This is a genomic window from Caballeronia calidae (assembly GCF_900044055.2).
In the GTDB taxonomy this organism is placed as follows: Bacteria; Pseudomonadota; Gammaproteobacteria; order Burkholderiales; family Burkholderiaceae; genus Caballeronia; species Caballeronia calidae.
On sequence record NZ_FCOX02000021.1, the window covers coordinates 92,392 to 109,599 of the forward strand.

Annotated in this window: 18 protein-coding genes; 4 read left to right on the top strand and 14 right to left on the bottom strand. The window is 62.9% G+C overall.

All coding sequences use genetic code 11. The features are described 5' to 3' along the window. Nucleotides 1-46: 46 nt before the first annotated feature. Genes AWB78_RS20170 through AWB78_RS20180 form a run of 3 tightly spaced genes read right to left on the bottom strand, consistent with a single transcriptional unit; the run spans nucleotide 47 to nucleotide 3,438 of the window. Entirely contained in the window at nucleotides 47-1,483 is a 1,437-nt protein-coding gene (locus AWB78_RS20170) for an NAD-dependent succinate-semialdehyde dehydrogenase (RefSeq protein WP_232477759.1), read from the bottom strand. Nucleotides 1,484-1,511: 28 nt separating this feature from the next. Further along, nucleotides 1,512-2,024 carry a flavin reductase gene (locus AWB78_RS20175; protein ID WP_062607408.1) on the bottom strand — a complete coding sequence of 171 codons (513 nt, stop codon included), beginning with the start codon at nucleotides 2,022-2,024 and terminating at the stop codon, nucleotides 1,512-1,514. Between the two features lie 40 nt (nucleotides 2,025-2,064). Beyond that, on the bottom strand, nucleotides 2,065-3,438 hold the full coding sequence (locus tag AWB78_RS20180; RefSeq protein ID WP_062607410.1) for an LLM class flavin-dependent oxidoreductase: 1,374 nt from the start codon (nucleotides 3,436-3,438) through the stop codon (nucleotides 2,065-2,067). 217 nt (nucleotides 3,439-3,655) lie between these two features. On the opposite strand from AWB78_RS20180, the gene AWB78_RS20185 reads away from it, so the two are divergent. Next, the gene (locus tag AWB78_RS20185; RefSeq protein WP_062607412.1) at nucleotides 3,656-4,213 is read left to right on the top strand and encodes a helix-turn-helix domain-containing protein; all 558 of its coding nucleotides are present in this window, start codon (nucleotides 3,656-3,658) and stop codon (nucleotides 4,211-4,213) included. 589 nt (nucleotides 4,214-4,802) lie between these two features. On the opposite strand, the gene AWB78_RS20190 is transcribed toward AWB78_RS20185, so the two are convergent. From AWB78_RS20190 to AWB78_RS46650, 4 genes are all read right to left on the bottom strand, one after another. Further along, on the bottom strand, nucleotides 4,803-5,045 hold the full coding sequence (locus AWB78_RS20190) for a hypothetical protein (RefSeq protein WP_374729481.1): 243 nt from the start codon (nucleotides 5,043-5,045) through the stop codon (nucleotides 4,803-4,805). Nucleotides 5,046-5,241: 196 nt separating this feature from the next. Continuing rightward, entirely contained in the window at nucleotides 5,242-5,586 is a 345-nt protein-coding gene (locus tag AWB78_RS20195; RefSeq protein ID WP_062607416.1) for an HVO_A0114 family putative DNA-binding protein, read from the bottom strand. Continuing rightward, complete coding sequence (locus AWB78_RS43650) at nucleotides 5,583-5,855, bottom strand: toxin-antitoxin system TumE family protein (protein ID WP_232477760.1); 273 nt, start codon at nucleotides 5,853-5,855, stop codon at nucleotides 5,583-5,585. Before AWB78_RS43650 ends, AWB78_RS20195 begins: the two co-directional genes overlap by 4 nt. A 151-nt stretch (nucleotides 5,856-6,006) precedes the next feature. Then, a complete protein-coding gene (locus AWB78_RS46650) occupies nucleotides 6,007-6,348 on the bottom strand; it encodes a hypothetical protein (RefSeq protein ID WP_157697576.1) in 342 nt (113 codons plus the stop codon). Nucleotides 6,349-6,527: 179 nt separating this feature from the next. Between AWB78_RS46650 and AWB78_RS20205 the strand changes: the two genes are divergently transcribed. The 3 genes from AWB78_RS20205 to AWB78_RS20215 all read left to right on the top strand — a co-directional run bounded on the left by AWB78_RS20205 (nucleotide 6,528) and on the right by AWB78_RS20215 (nucleotide 8,892). Beyond that, the gene (locus tag AWB78_RS20205) at nucleotides 6,528-7,121 is read left to right on the top strand and encodes a hypothetical protein (RefSeq protein ID WP_062607420.1); all 594 of its coding nucleotides are present in this window, start codon (nucleotides 6,528-6,530) and stop codon (nucleotides 7,119-7,121) included. Between the two features lie 505 nt (nucleotides 7,122-7,626). After that, nucleotides 7,627-7,971: a cupin domain-containing protein gene (locus AWB78_RS20210; RefSeq protein WP_061151644.1), complete on the top strand. Its 345-nt coding sequence runs from the start codon at nucleotides 7,627-7,629 to the stop codon at nucleotides 7,969-7,971. 288 nt (nucleotides 7,972-8,259) lie between these two features. Next, a complete protein-coding gene (locus AWB78_RS20215; protein ID WP_062607422.1) occupies nucleotides 8,260-8,892 on the top strand; it encodes an NADPH-dependent FMN reductase in 633 nt (210 codons plus the stop codon). A 443-nt stretch (nucleotides 8,893-9,335) separates the two neighbouring features. Here AWB78_RS20215 and AWB78_RS20220 read toward each other — a convergent pair whose 3' ends face one another. The 7 genes from AWB78_RS20220 to AWB78_RS20250 form a co-directional block, all read right to left on the bottom strand. After that, nucleotides 9,336-10,370: a sensor histidine kinase gene (locus tag AWB78_RS20220; RefSeq protein WP_062607424.1), complete on the bottom strand. Its 1,035-nt coding sequence runs from the start codon at nucleotides 10,368-10,370 to the stop codon at nucleotides 9,336-9,338. Nucleotides 10,371-10,641: 271 nt separating this feature from the next. Continuing rightward, entirely contained in the window at nucleotides 10,642-11,385 is a 744-nt protein-coding gene (locus AWB78_RS20225; protein WP_062607476.1) for an ABC transporter ATP-binding protein, read from the bottom strand. A gap of 15 nt (nucleotides 11,386-11,400) precedes the next feature. After that, on the bottom strand, nucleotides 11,401-12,264 hold the full coding sequence (locus tag AWB78_RS20230; protein ID WP_062607425.1) for an ABC transporter ATP-binding protein: 864 nt from the start codon (nucleotides 12,262-12,264) through the stop codon (nucleotides 11,401-11,403). Between the two features lie 15 nt (nucleotides 12,265-12,279). Then, nucleotides 12,280-13,167, bottom strand: a complete 888-nt coding sequence (locus AWB78_RS20235) for an ABC transporter permease (protein WP_062607477.1) — start codon at nucleotides 13,165-13,167, stop codon at nucleotides 12,280-12,282. Nucleotides 13,168-13,244: 77 nt separating this feature from the next. Continuing rightward, a complete protein-coding gene (locus tag AWB78_RS20240) occupies nucleotides 13,245-14,294 on the bottom strand; it encodes an ABC transporter permease (protein ID WP_198399307.1) in 1,050 nt (349 codons plus the stop codon). Nucleotides 14,295-14,336: 42 nt separating this feature from the next. Beyond that, a complete protein-coding gene (locus AWB78_RS20245; protein ID WP_096031815.1) occupies nucleotides 14,337-15,938 on the bottom strand; it encodes an ABC transporter substrate-binding protein in 1,602 nt (533 codons plus the stop codon). A 91-nt stretch (nucleotides 15,939-16,029) separates the two neighbouring features. Further along, a complete protein-coding gene (locus AWB78_RS20250) occupies nucleotides 16,030-17,184 on the bottom strand; it encodes a mandelate racemase family protein (RefSeq protein WP_062607435.1) in 1,155 nt (384 codons plus the stop codon). Between the last annotated feature and the right edge of the window lie 24 nt (nucleotides 17,185-17,208).

Consider the following 17,208-nt stretch of genomic DNA (forward strand, 5'->3'; position numbering starts at 1 on the left):
CCCGCCCGATGAGATGACGCGATCAGTCGATCAGTCGATCAGTCGATCACACGATCAGATGAGAGATGCTCTTGACTGTCGTGTAGCATTCGAGCCCTTCGACGCCGCCTTCGCGTCCGTAGCCGCTTTCCTTCACGCCGCCGAAAGGCGTCTCCGATACGGCGGACACGAAGTGATTGATCGCGAGATTGCCCACTTCCATTTCCTGCCCGAGCCGGTACGCCGTCGCGGCGCCGCGTGTGAACGCATAGCCCGCGAGTCCGAAGGGCAGGGCGTTCGCCTTCGCGATGGCTTCATCGAGTGAATCGAACGGCGACACGACGCACACCGGCCCGAACGGTTCCTCGTGCATGATGCGGGCAGCATCGGGCACGTCGGCGAGAATCGTGAACGGAAACAGGTAGCCCGCGCCCGGCAGCCGCTTGCCGCCGCACATCAGGCGCGCGCCTGCGTCCACGGCATCCTGCACGAGCGCTTCGATCGCCTCCAGCCTGCGACGGCTCGTGAGCGGGCCGATATCGCTGCCCGCTTCGAGCGGATGCCCAACGCGAATCGCCTTGCCGTGCCGTCCGAACGCGTCGACGAACGCGTCATACACCGCGCGATGCACGAAGTAGCGCGTGGGCGCCACGCACACTTGCCCCGCGTTATTGAGCTTGCCTTTAACGCAGGTGAGCGCGACGGAATCGATATCGATGTCATCGCAGACGATCACGGGCGCGTGTCCGCCGAGTTCCATGATCGCGGGCTTCATGAAGCGCGCCGCGAGCCCCGCGAGATGCTTGCCGACGGGCGTGGAGCCGGTGAACGTGATGCCGCGCACCACCGGATTCGAGATCAGATGCTCCGAGATCTGCGCGGGATCGCCATAGACGAGATTGAGCACGCCCGGCGGCAGGCCGGCATCCATCAGCGCGGTCGCGAGCATGACCGCGCCCGCGGGCGTTTCCTCCGCCGGCTTGAGCACGATCGCGCAGCCGCTCGCCAGGGCGCCGCCGATCTTGCGCGCGGGCGAGCTCATCGGGAAATTCCATGGCGTGAAAGCGGCGATCACACCGAGCGGCTCGCGAATCACCGTATGACGCATGCCCGGCTCGGCGGGAATCACGCGTCCGTAGAGGCGCTTGCCTTCGTTCGCGTCCCAGGCCATCAGATCGCAACTGCGCAGCACTTCGGCGCGCGCCTGAGCGAGCGTTTTGCCCTGCTCCATCGCGATCACCGGCGCAATGCTTTCGACGCGCTCGCGCAGCAACTCCGTCGCGCGCAGGATGATTTCGGCGCGGCGCGCAGGCGACGTGCGCTTCCAGACCTGAAGTCCGCTTTGCGCGGCTGCGAGCGCGTCGTCGAGATCGCGCGGCGTGGCGTTCGGCACGCTGCCGATCGCGGTTTCGTCAGCGGGGCTGATGACCGGTCGGCCCGGCGCGTCGCGCCATTGTCCGCCGATGAGCATCTGAACTTTCGGGTAATCGATTGCCATTGACATTGAAGAATCTCGATCGTATTTCGACACGTCACGCCGCCACGTGCGACATGCCCGCCGCCGCATTGCCGACGCGATGAAAATTGCGCGCGTAGTAGATGAGCGCATCGGCTTCGCTGCGCGTGCGCGTCGCTTCGATGGTGCAGAAGAATACCGTGTGCGTGCCGACTTCCGTGGTGGATTGCACCGCGCAATCGAGCGCGCTGATCGCGTCTTCGAGCACCGGCGCGCCGGTTTCGAGCGCGTGCCATTCGCCGCACGCGTAGCGCTCGTCCATGCTGGCGTCTTTAGTGGCGAAGCGCGCCGCGACGTGCTGCTGTTCCGCCGACAGCACGTTCACGCACAGCACGCCGTTCTCGCGAATGATCGCGTTGTTGCGGCTCGACCGGTTGATGCACACGAGCAGCGTCGGCGGATCGTCGGTGACCGCGCACACGGCGGACGCGGTGCAGCCCGCGCGGCCCGCCGCGCCATCGGATGTGATCACGTTGACGGACGCGCCCAGGCCCGCCATGGCTTCTCGAAACTTTGTCTTGTCGATCATGATGTCGCCCGATTCGATTGCGGATGAGGAAGATGAGGGATCAAAGGTTCGCGTCGAAGCCGCCGCGATACTGTGCCGCCGGATGCGACTGCGGCAGCCGCGCATGGCCGAACAGCTTCTCGCGATACGTGCCGTCGCGATACGACGTCTTGTACGCGCCGCGCTCCTGCAGCACCGGAATCAGCAGATCGACGACATCGTCGAAACATTCGGGCACCACGGTGCGCGACAGGTTGAAGCCGCCGATGCCGGTTTCCTCGGCCCACGCCATCATCAGATCGGCGATGCTCTGCGCGGACCCGACCCACGGCTTCTGCCGGCTGCCGAGCACCATCTGTTCGAGCAGCTTGCGGCGCGTCCATTGCGGGCCGACGCTGCGCGTCATCGCTTCGACGTTCGAGACGATCGCCTGGCTCTTCTGCGTATCGACCGGTTCGTCGATGTCATAGCGCGAAAAGTCGATGCCCAGCGATGCCGCCGCGTGCGCGAGCGCCGCCTCCGAGCTCACGTAGCGCCGGTAATCCTCGAGCTTGTCGCGCGCTTCCGCATCGGTGCGGCCGATCACGAGCGTCGCGCCCATGAAGACGTTCACGTCGTTCGCGTCGCGCCCGTACTGCACGGCGCGCGCGCGAATATCGCTGACGATCTCGCGTATGCCGTCCTTCTTCTGGCCGTTCACGAACACGCATTCGGCGTGCGTCGCGGCGAACTGCCGGCCGCGCGTCGACGAACCAGCCTGATATAGCACCGGCGTGCGTTGCGGCGAGGGCGCGCACAGATGCATGGCATCGACCTTGTATTGCGCGCCCTGATGATGAATCGCGCGCACCCGCGACGGCGACGCATACACGCCGTTCGCGCGGTCGTTGAGCACGGCGTCGTCGGCCCAGCTTCCTTCCCAGAGCTTGTAGACGAGCGACATGTATTCGTCGGCGAGGTCATAGCGGTCGTCGTGCGCCAGTTGATGATCGATGCCGATGGCGCGTGCCGCGCTGTCCAGATAGCCGGTGACGATGTTCCAGCCGATGCGCCCGCCCGTCAGATGATCGAGCGTGGACATACGCCGCGCGAACAGAAACGGCTGCTCGTACGTGAGGTTGCACGTGACGCCGAAGCCCAGATGTTTCGTGACGGCGGCCATGGCAGGCACGATCATCAGCGGATCGTTCGCGGGCACCTGCACCGCGCCGCGCAGCGACGCATCGGCGTTGCCGCCATAGACATCGTAGACGCCGACGACATCGGCGAGAAACAGGCCGTCGAAGAGTCCGGCTTCGAGCTTCTTCGCGTAGTCCATCCAGTACTGGAGCTCGCCGTGCCGGCTGGACTGGTCGCGCGGATGCGCCCACAAACCCTGCTGGATGTGGCCGACGCAGTTCATGTCGAAGGCGTTGAGGCGGATTTCTTGCGGCATGGTCGTGTCCTGTATTCAAATAACGCTTGGAACTGTCGGCCTCGTGGCCTAGAGTGGTTTCGTTGCGTTTACTATAGTGGACGCTCGACCACTGTAAAAATAATTTTTATAGGGTTTACGCTCGCTGCCCGGACCAATCAAAGTCCTGGCACGAGTACGTTCAGTGCGCGCGTCTATAATGCGTCGCTCCGACATTGATCCGACTATGGGGTTCTGAGTGACAAGTGACCCGACCGACGCCATCGCCACCCGCGTCAAGATCGAGCGCGAAACGCGAAACTGGTCACTTTCCGAGCTCGCGGAGCGCTCGGGCGTTTCCAAAGCGATGATCAGCAAGATCGAACGCGGCGAAGCCAGTCCAACTGCCACGGTGCTCGGCCGGTTGTCTGGGGCCTTTGGATTGCAACTTTCGACATTGCTAGCGTTGGCAGAGCAAGCGGGGCTGAGGATCAGCCGTGCCGACTCTCAGCCGATCTGGCAGGATCCAGAAACGGGCTATACGCGGCGCGTGCTTTCGCCGTTGAATGGTTCAGTACTTGAACTGGTCGAGGTCAGCCTGCCCGCAGGCGTGAGGGTCGCTTATCCGCCATCCGCGTTCACGTTCCAGCATCAGCAAATTTGGGTGACCTCGGGGACGCTGGTTTTCGAGGAAGGCGACGCTACACACACGCTGAATGCAGGAGATTGTTTGCAACTCGGACCCCCTGTTCCGTGTACTTTCATAAATCCGACCGACGAAAAATGCACGTACGTACTCGGGTTGGTCAAACGCTAGATATCGACCATCGAAGTCGGAGCGAACGCCGAAATCTGGCGGTGATCAGTCTTGAAGCGCAACGGTACCCGGCGCGGGTAGCGAGTTGAACTCAATAAACGGTCATTGGCACCTGACGCCAGAAATATCCCTGCAGCTTGACATAACGCAATTTATCGGTTTTTCGCAAATTGCTTACATGAGGGAGTGTGCCGTGCCCATGCGCGCTTTCGGCACTAAAAAACGCACAGGGAAAACTTCATCCCGGCTGAAATATAGCCAAAGTTCTACCACGTGGTAGTCCATGACCGAAGGCTGTCTCCAGTTGAACCGGCGCTGCGTGAAGAATCCCGGTCAACCGGGTGTTCCTCCCGAAATCCGATGTCCGCCGCCTCCAGATCGCCGACATGACCGTCGATGCGCATCGGGTGGACCGGGCGAAAACGCTCCTCAGCCGTGCGTGATCATCGATGGATGGCTCATGGAATGGAACGACCTGGCGCAATGCAATGAGCATTCGAAGGATGGCAGTTCCTGCTCGATATTCTTCTTGCCCGGCGCGACGAGGTCTGTCGCTGCCTGCGGGACTCGTTCGCGCGTGCTGCGAAATCTACTGGCTGGCAGCCGCCCCGATCCCCGCCTTCTTTTGCGCGTCCTGCAAATTCTGGGGATAGTTGGGGTCATTCGCTCGACCTGGGTTGTAGCCTGCGTCCTCAAGCTTCTTCAGTTCGGCGTTCTTCTTCGCGCGTGCTTGTTTTTTCGCAGCCTTCTTTTCCGCTTTGGTCATAGAAGCTGCTTGCGTCGCGTCGGTTGCGTTCGTACTACTAACCTGAGCGTACGAAAGCGGAACCACAACCGTTCCCGCAACGCCCACGAGGAATGCCACAGCAACGCCTGCTAGCTTCGTTCTCACGGTGATTCTCCGTTTGCTTGGAGGACATGCGTTCAGAGGAAGTATAGAGCGTTCGTGTCCATGTTGCGTCACATCGCGTGAGCTAGGAACAGCTCCCCCCGGACAACAATGTTGAACAAGATCCGAGAGCTACCGCTCACAGCGAGACTTCAGCGGTCAACGCATCCCACGGCGCAATCAGACGTCCCTCTTCACGCACGATGAGACCCGCGTTTTCCAGAATGGCTACATCCTCATAGACCCGTTTGTAGTCACGATTCAGGGCGAGCGCAAGCGCCTTCACGCTTTCTGCGCCTTCGCGGTGAAGATGACGCAACATCTCCAGGCGCTTCGGTGACAGCGCGGCGAGCATTTCCTCCAACGACAGAAAGGTTACATGCCGCTCTTCGAACTTTTCGCCTGCTTGCGCGCGGTTGAAGGCCGACGCAAATCGGCGACCCATATCCCGAGCACCACCCACATGCACATTAAGCTTGCTCATGTTTCACCTCGCTCACGTTCCACATCATCCAGGAAATCCCCTACCATCTGTTCTACTGTCGAGAAAACATAGGGCTCTTCACGATCGCGATAATGCCGATGGTCGCCCTTGCCACGCTCATTGTCGTAGCCGATGATTCGTTGGCCATCTCGACCGTAGAAAAGGCTGTACTTCAGACCGTGCGGTCTTTCAGCGTCGCTCTCAGGCAATCGCCAGATGCGCATTTCGAGTATGGCCCCGTCGGGATAGACCGAACGATCTTCGAACACTAGAGTGGCTTTCCTGTTCATATGGCGGAGGATGCCATAGAGCCGATATGGCGTCAAGCGCCATACATGGCCTTGGGATACGGGTAATGCGCTTGGCACTGAATACCTGGAAAGGGGTATTCGTACCTTTCGTGCAAATTCTGGCGGTGAGTTAGATCAGACCCTTATCCGCTCCGCAGGGCTCTGGCATCTTGCCAAAGCTGAATCTTGCAAGCCACTGTTCAGAAAGGCATTTTCGAAACCAACCGCCAGAATTTTCACGAAAGGTACGACTCCCCTTGATCCGGATCGTCCTTGTTATAGATTTGACAAAGGCGGCTCGATCCGGGCGCGGGAGATGAGCATGGTTGAACTGATCAAAGCCGTCATATGGCCCGCGACCATCGTCTTTCTGCTGCTGAAATTCCAGGGCACGCTCATCGAGTTGCTTTCGTCCTTGAAGCAGCGGGCAACGAAACTGAAGGTCTTCCAGTTCGAAGTCGAGCTGGCGCAACTCTCGCCGGCCAACCCGCTGCTCGCGACATCGGCGGAGACATTGAAGCAGGTGGCCGTTCAGGAAAGCGGCGTGCAGATCATGATCGCGGGCGTCACGCGTTCTGCTTCGGCCGATTACGCATTGATCGCCCTCGGCGCTGATAGCGCGCGCGCGCGTGGCTCACGTCCCGCCTGTTCGTGTTCAGCGCCCTGCTCGACCGCAATCGAGCCGCGCGCTGCATCGTCTTCACGGGCGAGTCCGGCGCATACATCGGCGCCGCCGCGCCACGCGACGTGCGCGCCTCGATCGGCGCGCGCTTTCCTGAATACGAATCGGCGTGGCTCAACGCATACAAGAATCTGGACCTCGCCGCATGGAGTCTGAATGATTTTCAGAACGGCGATCTGAGCGAGAACGCGTTGAATCAGATCGCAAAAGGCTTCCTTTCCTCCGTTTCGGCCATCTCATTGCCGGCTACCCCGGTCGGCCCGACGCGCCCCGATGCTCCCTGGCTGGAGATCGACCGCACCGCCAAACAGGGCATGAAGACGTGGGAGCTCGCCGAATACGTGACGGCGGCCGGCCTGCCGTCCATGCTCGGCACGCAGCTCGAACGTGCCCGCGTGCAGAAGGGTTTCACCGAGGAATCGATGGCGCGCTCGATCATCGGGAAGTCAGGCAGGTTCGTGGCCCTCGTCGACAGCGCCGAAGCATTCGTCGGCCTGTGCGACCGGACCGTGCTGACGGACCGTGTGGCGCGCAAGATCGTGGAGGAGACGAAGCCTGTGTGAGCGCGTGGTCGCGCGATACCGGACACCGGGCGTAATGCGTTGCATCAGGCATCGTCGGTCGAAACCAACCGCCAGATTTTGCACGAAAGGTACGACTACCTCGATTCGTCCCAAGCGGAAGGGTTGTCTCGCAAACCCCATTAGCCCTAGATCGCGCTACCGTCGCAAAGAGCACTGGAATCGAAGGGACCCTTCACAGGGCACGAGCGAACGTCGTGAAATTCCAATCAGTAATCAGTAGTCGGTAATCAGTCAATGTAGCGCCGGCCGGCTTGCGTCAAGACTCTCGCGTGCCGAACACATCAGGGCCAAGTGCGCCTGAGGCTAAGCGCCGTCACTGCGTTCGCGTGCAGCTCGACGCCGTAGGCGACCAACAGGCGGCCTAGCGCTCAGGTTAAAGCCGAGTCGGTGTCGAAAATAGCTGAGTCGATGTCGGAAGCGTACTAGCCTCAGTAACGCTATTGAACTAAGGTGAGGACCTCTTATCCGATCGTTTGGAGCTGACATGTCCGATTTCATCACCGTTTTGCGCGAAACCTGCCCGATTCCGGTCCTTGACGCCACCAAGTGGAAGCGCATCGGCGGCGATCCGCACACCGTGAACCTCAACGCTTATCTCTCCAAGGACGGCAGCAAGATCATGGGTACCTGGATCTGCACGCCGGGCAAGTTCGAGGTGAACTACGAGAAATGGGAGTTCTGCCACTTCCTCGACGGCTACTGCATTATCACGCCGGAAGGCGAGGAGTCGGTGCACCTCAAGGCCGGTGACGTATTCGTGATTGAACCCGGCATGAAAGGGACCTGGGAGGTGGTGGAGACGGTGCGCAAGTACTTCGTCTTTGCCTGAGCAGGCCGATAGATTCGACTCATGCATATCGTTGTCTCATGTTACGGAAGCTAGCTTCGTGGTCACATTCTCGAATCACCTATCGCTCGACGCCGCGCTTCGAACGGCGCCAGCGGATGAATGGCGGCGTCGAATGAGTTGGTCGATGTGCCATGGCGCATTTTCGAAACAAGACACCCAGAAAGCTTAAGCCGAAGATCCAGCGGGCTTGAACAATCTCCATGGTGAAGCAAAGCGTCCAACCGGGAATGAAACGCTCATTCCGCCAGTCCAATTGGAGCACTGACCTTGACTCGAATCCACTCATCTCACCGTCCTCTCGTGGTCGGAATTGGCGGCGCGACGCGGCCAGCATCGTCGACGGAACGCGCGCTTGCGTTGTCGTTGAAGAGCGCCCAGGACGCTGGCGCGCGCGTGCAGCTTTTCGGCGGTGCATTCCTGCACAGTCTTCCCCATTACGCGCCCGAGACCCGGCAACTGACCGACGAACAGCATGAACTCATCGAAATGGTACGGGCCGCCGATGCGCTCATCGTTGCTACGCCTGCCTATCACGGCGGCATTTCTGGTCTGGTGAAGAACGCCCTCGATACGTTAGACGAACTCCGTAACGACGATCGTCCCTATCTGGACGGACGGGCCGTGGGCAGCATTGTCACGGTATATGGATGGCAAGCGGCTGGCACTGTGCTGACGTCGCTACGCTCGGTCATTCATGCATTGCGCGGCTGGCCGACGCCGTTCGGTGCGACGGTGAACACGCTGGAGACACGCTTCGAGTCGACCGATTCGTGCTCGGATCCCAAGGTGGTCGAGCAGGTTAGGACGGTTGGACATCAAGTGTCGAGCTTTGCGCTCGCGTTCGGCGCGCGAGATACCGTTGATTGTCTTGCGACAAAGCGGCCCGAACCTGTTGCATAGATCTCGACGGGTGGTTGGTCAAGGCTTTTCGTCTCGACCAGCTTCCCGCTCATCCTTCCGTAAAACATGCGCAGTCGCGCCTGCCCTTCGAGTCCTTAAGAACACACGGCCGTGCGGGCGAGCAGTTGCGGGGGCGTCCACTTCGGTGTCGAGCGGGATACGTGCTCTCTCGATGAGCAAGATTCGATATCCGAGCGTCCGGATGCTCGCGCCACAGCCTGTCGTGCGCTCCATCAATAGTCCGCGTGATCATGCATTTAAGCGCATCAAAATGCGAAGCTTGAACGTGGGAGATCTGACCCACGCATCAGCGACACATGCTGCTTTGACCGCCCGACAAGGCGACGGCAAGTTAGGGGATCGTTCGAATCGTGCATGTCTGGACCCGACGCGTCAGCAATGCCTATTTTTTAGTCCTTTGCTTATGATGATGTCCAGGGCGCTTATATTTGACCGTGATTCCCCACCATCGGCAGACGCACCTGAAACGTCGTTCGTCCTGGGCGTGAGCTGACGAGCAGCGCACCACGGTGCCGGTTGACCACCGTCTGATATGAGATGTCGAGGCCCAGACCCATGCCCTGACCTAACGGCTTGGTGGTGAAAAACGGTTCGAACAGATGCGGCATGACATCGTCCGCGATGCCTGTCCCGTTGTCGGTAATCTCAACCACCGCCTCGTCTATCTCGTGGTACGTCCGGACAATGATGTCGCCCCGGCCATTCGTTGCATCGATCGCGTTATCGATCAGATTGGTCCACACCTGATTGAGCTCGCTGCCGTACACTGTCAGACGCGGCAGGCTGCGATCGTAGTCTCGCTGCACGGTGATCCCCTGCTTGAGCCGGTGCTGCATTACGATGAGGGTGTCTTCAATCCCTTCGTGAATGTCCACCTCCTGCTGCGGTGCCTGATCCATACGCGAGTAGGATTTCATCGCCCGGCTGATCTCTGAGATCCGAATCGAACCCACGCGGATGTCTTCCATTAGCGCGTCGAGTTCCAATGTCGACGCCAGCCAATGGATGGCGGCTGAGAACTGCTGCTTGGACAGAACGACTGCAAGCGGGCCAAGTTCCTCCTGCAGGATGCCCGAATCGATGCGGCATGGCGCCTGGAGCCAGGGCTTGGCCACACCCTGTGCGACGAGCCAGTCGCAGAGCGCATCGACAGCCTGAGTCTGCTTCAGCGCGTCGATACCCGACATTACGCTCGTCACGTCCCGGCGATTGCCCAGGCTCCCCAGGATTTTCATGGCCTCGCGGTCTGCCGTCCGCACCAGAGCGCCGGCGGGATTGTCCAATTCGTGCGCGAGGCCTGCGGCAAGCGAGCCAAGCGCAGCCAGTTGTTCGCGGTTACGCAGCGTCGCCTCTATGCGTGTCAGGCGATCAAAGGAGCTATGAAAGATCAATCGGCAGAAGGTCTCCGAGACGATCACCAATTCGCGGAACGCGGGGTAATTGTCCTTTTCGTGCATTTTCTAACGGTTTTCACGAAAAAGCGCTTTCAGATCAACCGCTTGAAAATCCGTCAGGTTGCAAAAGCGTCTGAGGTCGTTCAGCCTTGCTACAAGCGGCTTCTGCCGCCGTTACCGCCAGAAAATGCACGAAAAGGACAATTACCCCTCATGGGCCGGATCCGGTCTGACAGCAACAGCGAATGAAAAGTGCATGCGTCCCCGCGCCCTCGCGCGTGACGCAACATGAGCAAGGTGACATCTGAGCGGCCTCTAGTGGACCCGATATGCGTCATGCATACCTAATAGAGGCCTCGAGCAAGGACTGTGTGTAATCCTGCTGCGCTCGGCCCTCGAGAAGCGATTCGACCGCGAGCGTTTCGACGATCTTCCCTTCGCGCATTACTGCAATCCGGTCGCACAGATGCGCAACGACGCCGAGATCGTGCGTGACCATCACGTAAGTTAGACCGCGCTCGCGCCGCAAGTCGGAAAGCAGATTAAGCACTTCGGCCTGCACGGAAACATCGAGCGCCGAGGTCGGTTCGTCGAGCAGCAGGATGCGCGGCTCGAGCATCAGACTGCGTGCGATCGCCACGCGCTGGCGTTGTCCGCCGGATAACTGATGCGGGAAACGCGTCCGGAACGAAGCGTCGAGGCCGACATCGGTCAGCGCGCGATCGATGCGCGCATCCACGTCACGCATGCCGTGAATGCGCAGCGGCTCGCCAAGCGCCGACGCAATCGTATGGCGCGGATGCAGCGAGCCGTACGGGTCCTGAAACACCATCTGCACGGTGCGGCAGCGCTCGGGCGAAAGCGCATGCCCGAACGCGCGCCCGTCGATCCGAATGTCCCCGCTCCAGTGACGGATCAGCCCCGCGAGGCAACGCAGCAACGTGCTCTTGCCGCAGCCGGATTCGCCGACGAGCCCGAACACTTCGCCCGTCTGCACCGACAGCCGGATGTCGCGCAGCACGTGGTGCGCGCGCTCGCCGTCACCGAAGGTCAGGTCGAGTCCTGCGATATCGATCATGCTCATGCCGTCTCCTCAGAGTCCTTTCCATGCCGGGTCGCGCTGCAGTTGCGGCAGCCGCTCGCGGCGCCGGTCGATGCGCGGCAGCGTGTCGATCAGCCCGCGTGTATAGGGATGCCGCGCGTGCTCGAGATCGTCCGCCGCGCACGATTCGACCACGCGCCCCGCATACATCACGAGCACGCGGTCGCAGAAGTGCCGCACCAGATTCAGGTCGTGGCTGATGAAGATGAGCCCGATGCCGCGCTTCGCGATCAGTTCGTCGAGCACCTCGAGCACCTGCAGCCTCACGGTGATGTCGAGCGCAGAAGTCGGCTCGTCCGCGATGATCACGTCCGGCTCGGGAATCAGCATCATCGCGATCATCACCCGCTGCCCCATGCCGCCGGAAATCTGGTGCGGGTACTGTCCGTACACCCGCAGCGGGTCTCGAATGCGCACGCGCTCGAGCATCACGAGCGTTCGCTCGCGCGCTTCGACGGCGCTGCACCTGACGTGCGCGCGATACGCCTCCGCAATCTGCACGCCGACCGTCTTCACCGGATTCAGCGAAAACTTCGGGTCCTGCATGATCATCGACATGCGACGACCGCGGATCGTGCGCATCGTCGCTTCGTCGGCGCGCAGCAGATCGGTGTCGGCAAAACGCAGCGCGCGGGCGTCGATCGCCGCATGGCGCGGATGCAGCTTCAGGAGCGCGCGGCCCACCGTCGACTTGCCCGAGCCGGATTCGCCGACGATCGCAAGCTTCTCGCTGCCAAGCGTGAAAGACACGTCGCGCACGGCGTGCGTGATGCCGGTCTCGGTCGCGAAGCTGACGCGCAGGCCATCGACGACGAGCTTCGGATCTGCCGCGAGGCTGAAGGATTGATTGGTCATGTCGCGCTCCGTGGTTCAGTTCGCGCGCGGATCGAGCAGATCGCGCAATCCGTCGCCGAGCAGGTTGAAGGCGAGACTCACGATCATGATCGCGCCGCCGGGCGCCGCGACGAGCCACCATGCATCCATCATGTAGCGCCGCCCCGCCGACACCATCGCGCCCCACTCCGGCGACGGCGCCTGCGCGCCGAGGCCGAGAAAGCCGAGGCCTGCGGCGGTCAGGATGATCGTCGCCATGTTCATCGTGAGACGCACGATGACCGAGGACACGCACATCGGCCACACGTGCCAGACGAGAATGCGCATGGGCCGCGCGCCCATCAGCCGGACGGCGGCAATGAAGTCCGCGTTGCGGAACGAAAGCGTTTCGGCGCGCGCGAGGCGCGCGATCGGCGGCCATGACGTGAGCGCGATCGCGATCACCGCGTGTTCGATTCCCGGCCCGAGCGCGGCGACGAACGCGAGCGCCAGCACGAGGCTCGGAAACGAGATGAAGATGTCGGTCACGCGCATGAACACGGTATCGACCCAGCCGCCGAAATACGCGGACGCCGTGCCGATGGCAAGGCCGATCGGCCCGACGATCACGCTCACCAGCACGACGATGAACAGCGTGATGCGGGTGCCATAAATCAGCCGGCTCAGGATATCGCGGCCATACTCATCTGTGCCGAGCCAGTGGCCCGCGCCGGGCGGCGCGAGCGCGAAGGCGAGATGCTGGGCGTACGGATCGGCGGGCGCGACGAGTGGCGCCAGCACGGCCACGACGACGAGCAGTGCGACCACGATCGCGCCGGCACAGGTCATCGGAGTGCGCAGTAGCCGGCGCGCGTGACGCAGGAGCGCGGCGAGCCGGTCGGACGAAGCCGGCTGCGGGCGAACGGAAACGGAAGACGGGTTCATCGTATCGGGCAACGGGTTGGGTTGAGTGGAGGCCAGCATGGCGCGCGATGAGGCGCGTGACGGAAGCGGCGGCGCATTCATGGTCGCGTGCGGGGATCGACGACCTGGTACAGCACGTCGGTCAACAGGTTCAGCACGATGAAGACGAGCCCGACGAGCAGCACGCAGCCCATCACCGCGTTCATGTCGCCGAGCAGGAGGCTGCTGGTCAGGTACTGGCCGAAGCCCGGCCACGCGAACACGCTCTCGATCAGCACGGCGCCTTCCAGCAACGTGCCGTATACGAGCGCGACGACAGTCAGCAATTGCACGAGGATGTTCGGAAATACGTGCCCCCACACGACCGCGCGCTCGGACAGCCCTTTTACGCGCGCGGTCAGCACGTATTCCTGCGAGAGCTGCGTCAGCATGAAGCTGCGCGTCATGCGGCTGATATAGGCGGTCGAGTGCAGGCCGAGAATCGTCGCGGGCAGCATCAGGTGATGGAGCGCGCTTTTCCAGACGGCCCAGTCGCCGCGCAGCGCCGCATCGATCAGCAGAAAGCCGGTCACGGGCGCAACGACGCCCTCCTCGCCCAGCCCGACGCGTCCGACACCGCCCGTCCAGCCGAAATGCGCGTAGAACACCAGCAGCGCAAGCATGCCGACAAGGAAGATGGGCGTCGAATAGCCGAGCATGCCGCCGACGCGGATCACCTGGTCCGCGAAGCGCCCGCGCCGCGTCGCCGCGAACACGCCGAGCGGAATGCCGAGCAGCGCGCCGAATACGATCGCCGCGGTGGCGAGCTCGACTGTTGCCGGGAACACGCGGACGATATCCTCGGCGACCGGGCGGCCCGTCAAAAGCGCGCGGCCGAGATCGCCATGCGCGAGATGGTCAAGATAAGAGCCGAATTGCGCCCAGACGGGCTTGTCGAGGCCGAGCTGTCGATACACTTCGCGGTAGGTCGCCTGATCGGCGTCGGGGCCGACGACGGACAGCACCGGATCGATCGGCATCACGCGGCCGATCACGAAGGTCAGCGTGAGCAGACCGATCAGGCTCACGCCCGCCTTCGCGACGCGGGCGCCGATGCCGGCCACGCGCCGGCGCGTCGCGCCGGAGAACATCGGTAAAGTCAGGTTCATTTCAGTCGCCTGCACGGAATGGAGTTGGGAACTGCGCGAGGTTCACGACGTCTTGCCCACGGCCCAGAGCCGGGTGGTCCAGACGGGGCTCGGCACGTAACCGTCCACGCCGCGTCTCACGACGACGGTGTTGGTCGATTGCGACACCGGCAGGATCGGGCCGACGAGTTCGGCGTAGCGCTGCTGGATCGCCTGATACAGCTTCGCCTGGCTTTGCGGATCGGGATCCGCCTGCGCGGACGCGAACCAGCGGTTGATCTGCTCGTCCGCGAAGCCGGTGCGCCAGCCCTGGAAGTTGGTCAGCTTCGCCGCATCGCGGTTGTCGGGGTTGTAGACGAGCGCACGCACGTTCGAAAACGGGTCCGGCTCGAGCCCTCCGCCGCCGCGCCCGACCACGATATCGAAGCGCCGGTCGCGCATTGCGCCGTACACCTGATTGCCCGTGCCGGTAATTACCTGCGCGCGGATGCCGGCCTGCGCGAGCGTCGCCTGCAGCGATGTCGCGATGTTCAGGAACGGCGGGTCGGCCAGCACGCGAATGGTCGTGTCGAAGCCGTCGGCGTAGCCGGCCTGCGCGAGCAGCGCGCGAGCGTGGCTCACGTCGAGCCGGTAGCCGGGGTCGGGCAGCGAGCCCGGCAGGCCGGACTGCACCGGCCGCTGATGCGGCACACCGTAGCCCGCCATCACGTAGCGGTTGATGCCGTCGTAGTCGATCAGGCTGCGCACGGCCTCGCGCACCCGCGCATCCGCGAACGGCTTGCTCTGCATGCTGAGCGCGACGTAGTACATTGCGCCGGTGGCCACCGTCATCACGTCGACGTGCGGGTCGCGGCGCATCGCGACGAGATCGGGCGCGGAGAGGCCGAGCGCGAGATCGATATCGTCGCGATCGAGCATGAAGCGCAGCGCCTGCGATTCCGGAATGTGCCGCAGCACCACGCGCCGCAGCTTCGCCGGGCCGCGCCAGTACGCGGCATTGCGCGTGAGGATCATTACGTCTTCCGGCTTCCATTGCGCGAGCGCGAACGCGCCCGAGCCCGCCGCGTGCGTCGCGAGCCAGCCGCCGCCGTAGTCGTTGCCACGGGCGTGCGCGAGCACTTCGCGCCGGTCGAGCACCGCCGCGCCGATCGAGGTCGCGAGCGTGTAGATGACGAGCGTTGGATCGACGGCGTGCGGCAGCGTGATGGACAACGTGCGGTCATCGGCGGCGCGCACGAGCGTGTCGACGTTCTGCGCGGAAAAGCCGTAGCTCTTCCACGGCGAGGCGAGCGCGCGGTTCATCTTGACGGTGCGTTGCAGCGACCACGCGGCGTCGTCGGCGGTGAGCGGATCGCCGGACTGGAACGTCACACCGGCGCGCAACCTGAAGTCGATGCGACGCCGGTCGGGCGACACGGTCCAGCTTTCGGCGAGCCCCGGTAACATGTGCGTGACCTGCTTCGGATCGAGTTCGACCAGGAAGTCGTACAGGTTCGCCGCAACCGGCATCACGTCGTTGCCGGTCGCCGCGGCGGGGTCGAGCGTCAGCACGTTGTTCATGTTCATGCCGACCAGCAACTGGTCGGCGGGCGTCGCGGCATGCGCGGCCGCGACGTATCCTGCGCAGAGCATGGCGGCGAGCGCCGGCACGTACGGCAGTTTCATGTTGCGTCTCCTCCTGCGCCGGCTGTCGCGCGCCCGGTGCGTCGGGGCGGCAGCGGCGTCTTGCGCGAAATATCGATGGCCTGTTACGCGCTTACCACGCGCGCGTCGCGTTCGCTTCGATATAGCCGAAGTTGATGTCCTCGCCCAGCCCCGGCAACGCGGACAGATGCACGAAGCCCTCGGCATCCATCGGGTCCGGCAGCGCATTCAGATAGGCCGGTGCTTCATCGTAGTCGAGGAACGGGTGCAGCAGGCCGCGCTCGTACCAGCGGCAGTTCTTGATGGCCGCGACGCAGGCGAGATTGGCCGCGCCGTTACCGTGCACCTCGCAATCCATGCCGAACGATTCGGCCAGATGCGCGACCTTCAGCGTCGGCGCGATGCCGCCGACACCCGGCACGCCGGCGCGCAGGATGTCGCACGCGCCCGCCGCCACCCAGTCCGCACGCGTGTGGTGCTTGCCGCTCGCGGTCTCGGGGCCGATCACGGGAATGTCGAGCTGCTGCGACAGCCACGTGTAGGACGCCATGCTCGATTCGCTCATCATCTCCTCGAACCACGTGAATTTGAGCTTCTCCAGCTCGCGGCCGATGTAGAGCGCGTCCATCCGACTGTACCAGTGGTAGCCGTCGAGCATCAGCGCGATGTCCGGGCCGACCGCCTCGCGCACCGCGGCGCAGGCTTTCACATCCATTTTCGGATCGGGCGCGAACGAAACCGGCGGCATCCACGTATGCAGCTTGATCGCGCGATAGCCGCGCTCGACGAGCTTCTCCGCGAAGCGCGCGAAGTCCTCGGGCGTCGCGAGTCCGCCGGGGAGGCTGTCGCCGCACATGGTGCTGCCGTAGGCGGGCACCTTGTCGCGGTAGCCGCCGATCAATTTGTACACCGGCACGCCGAACGCGCGGCCTGCCAGATCCCACAGCGCCTGCTCGACGGCCGCCAGGGCACGGTCGGTCAACTGGCCGGCGCTGCCGCGCTGGCGCAGCGCGAGGTCATGCCAGATCTGCTCGCGCATCAGCGGATCGCGGCCGATCAGCGACTTGCGCAGCGCCGAATCGACGACGAACGGCCGAATCACCTCCGGCGGCGCGAATGCGTGGCCGGCGTGGCCGTCGTCGGTTTCCACCGTCAGCATCGCCAGTTCGGCCGGGCGCTCCTCGCCCACGTGCGAATGCCCTTCACTGTCCACGCCGCGCTTGCTCGGATAGGTAAATGCGACGCCTTTGACCCGCTCGATTTTCATGAGACTTCCTGTCACTGTGAGAAC

Bases quoted from the DNA above. Each gene is read 5' to 3' on its own strand.
- AWB78_RS20180 (WP_062607410.1), bottom strand. From the start codon at position 3,438: ATGCCGCAAGAAATCCGCCTCAACGCCTTCGACATGAACTGCGTCGGC.
- AWB78_RS20195 (WP_062607416.1), bottom strand. From the start codon at position 5,586: ATGAGCAAGCTTAATGTGCATGTGGGTGGTGCTCGGGATATGGGTCGC.
- AWB78_RS20210 (WP_061151644.1), top strand. From the start codon at position 7,627: ATGTCCGATTTCATCACCGTTTTGCGCGAAACCTGCCCGATTCCGGTC.
- AWB78_RS20175 (WP_062607408.1), bottom strand. From the start codon at position 2,024: ATGATCGACAAGACAAAGTTTCGAGAAGCCATGGCGGGCCTGGGCGCG.
- AWB78_RS20225 (WP_062607476.1), bottom strand. From the start codon at position 11,385: ATGATCGATATCGCAGGACTCGACCTGACCTTCGGTGACGGCGAGCGC.
- AWB78_RS20170 (WP_232477759.1), bottom strand. From the start codon at position 1,483: ATGTCAATGGCAATCGATTACCCGAAAGTTCAGATGCTCATCGGCGGA.
- AWB78_RS20250 (WP_062607435.1), bottom strand. From the start codon at position 17,184: ATGAAAATCGAGCGGGTCAAAGGCGTCGCATTTACCTATCCGAGCAAG.
- AWB78_RS20240 (WP_198399307.1), bottom strand. From the start codon at position 14,294: ATGAACCTGACTTTACCGATGTTCTCCGGCGCGACGCGCCGGCGCGTG.
- AWB78_RS20245 (WP_096031815.1), bottom strand. From the start codon at position 15,938: ATGAAACTGCCGTACGTGCCGGCGCTCGCCGCCATGCTCTGCGCAGGA.
- AWB78_RS20220 (WP_062607424.1), bottom strand. From the start codon at position 10,370: ATGCACGAAAAGGACAATTACCCCGCGTTCCGCGAATTGGTGATCGTC.
- AWB78_RS20230 (WP_062607425.1), bottom strand. From the start codon at position 12,264: ATGACCAATCAATCCTTCAGCCTCGCGGCAGATCCGAAGCTCGTCGTC.
- AWB78_RS20235 (WP_062607477.1), bottom strand. From the start codon at position 13,167: ATGAACCCGTCTTCCGTTTCCGTTCGCCCGCAGCCGGCTTCGTCCGAC.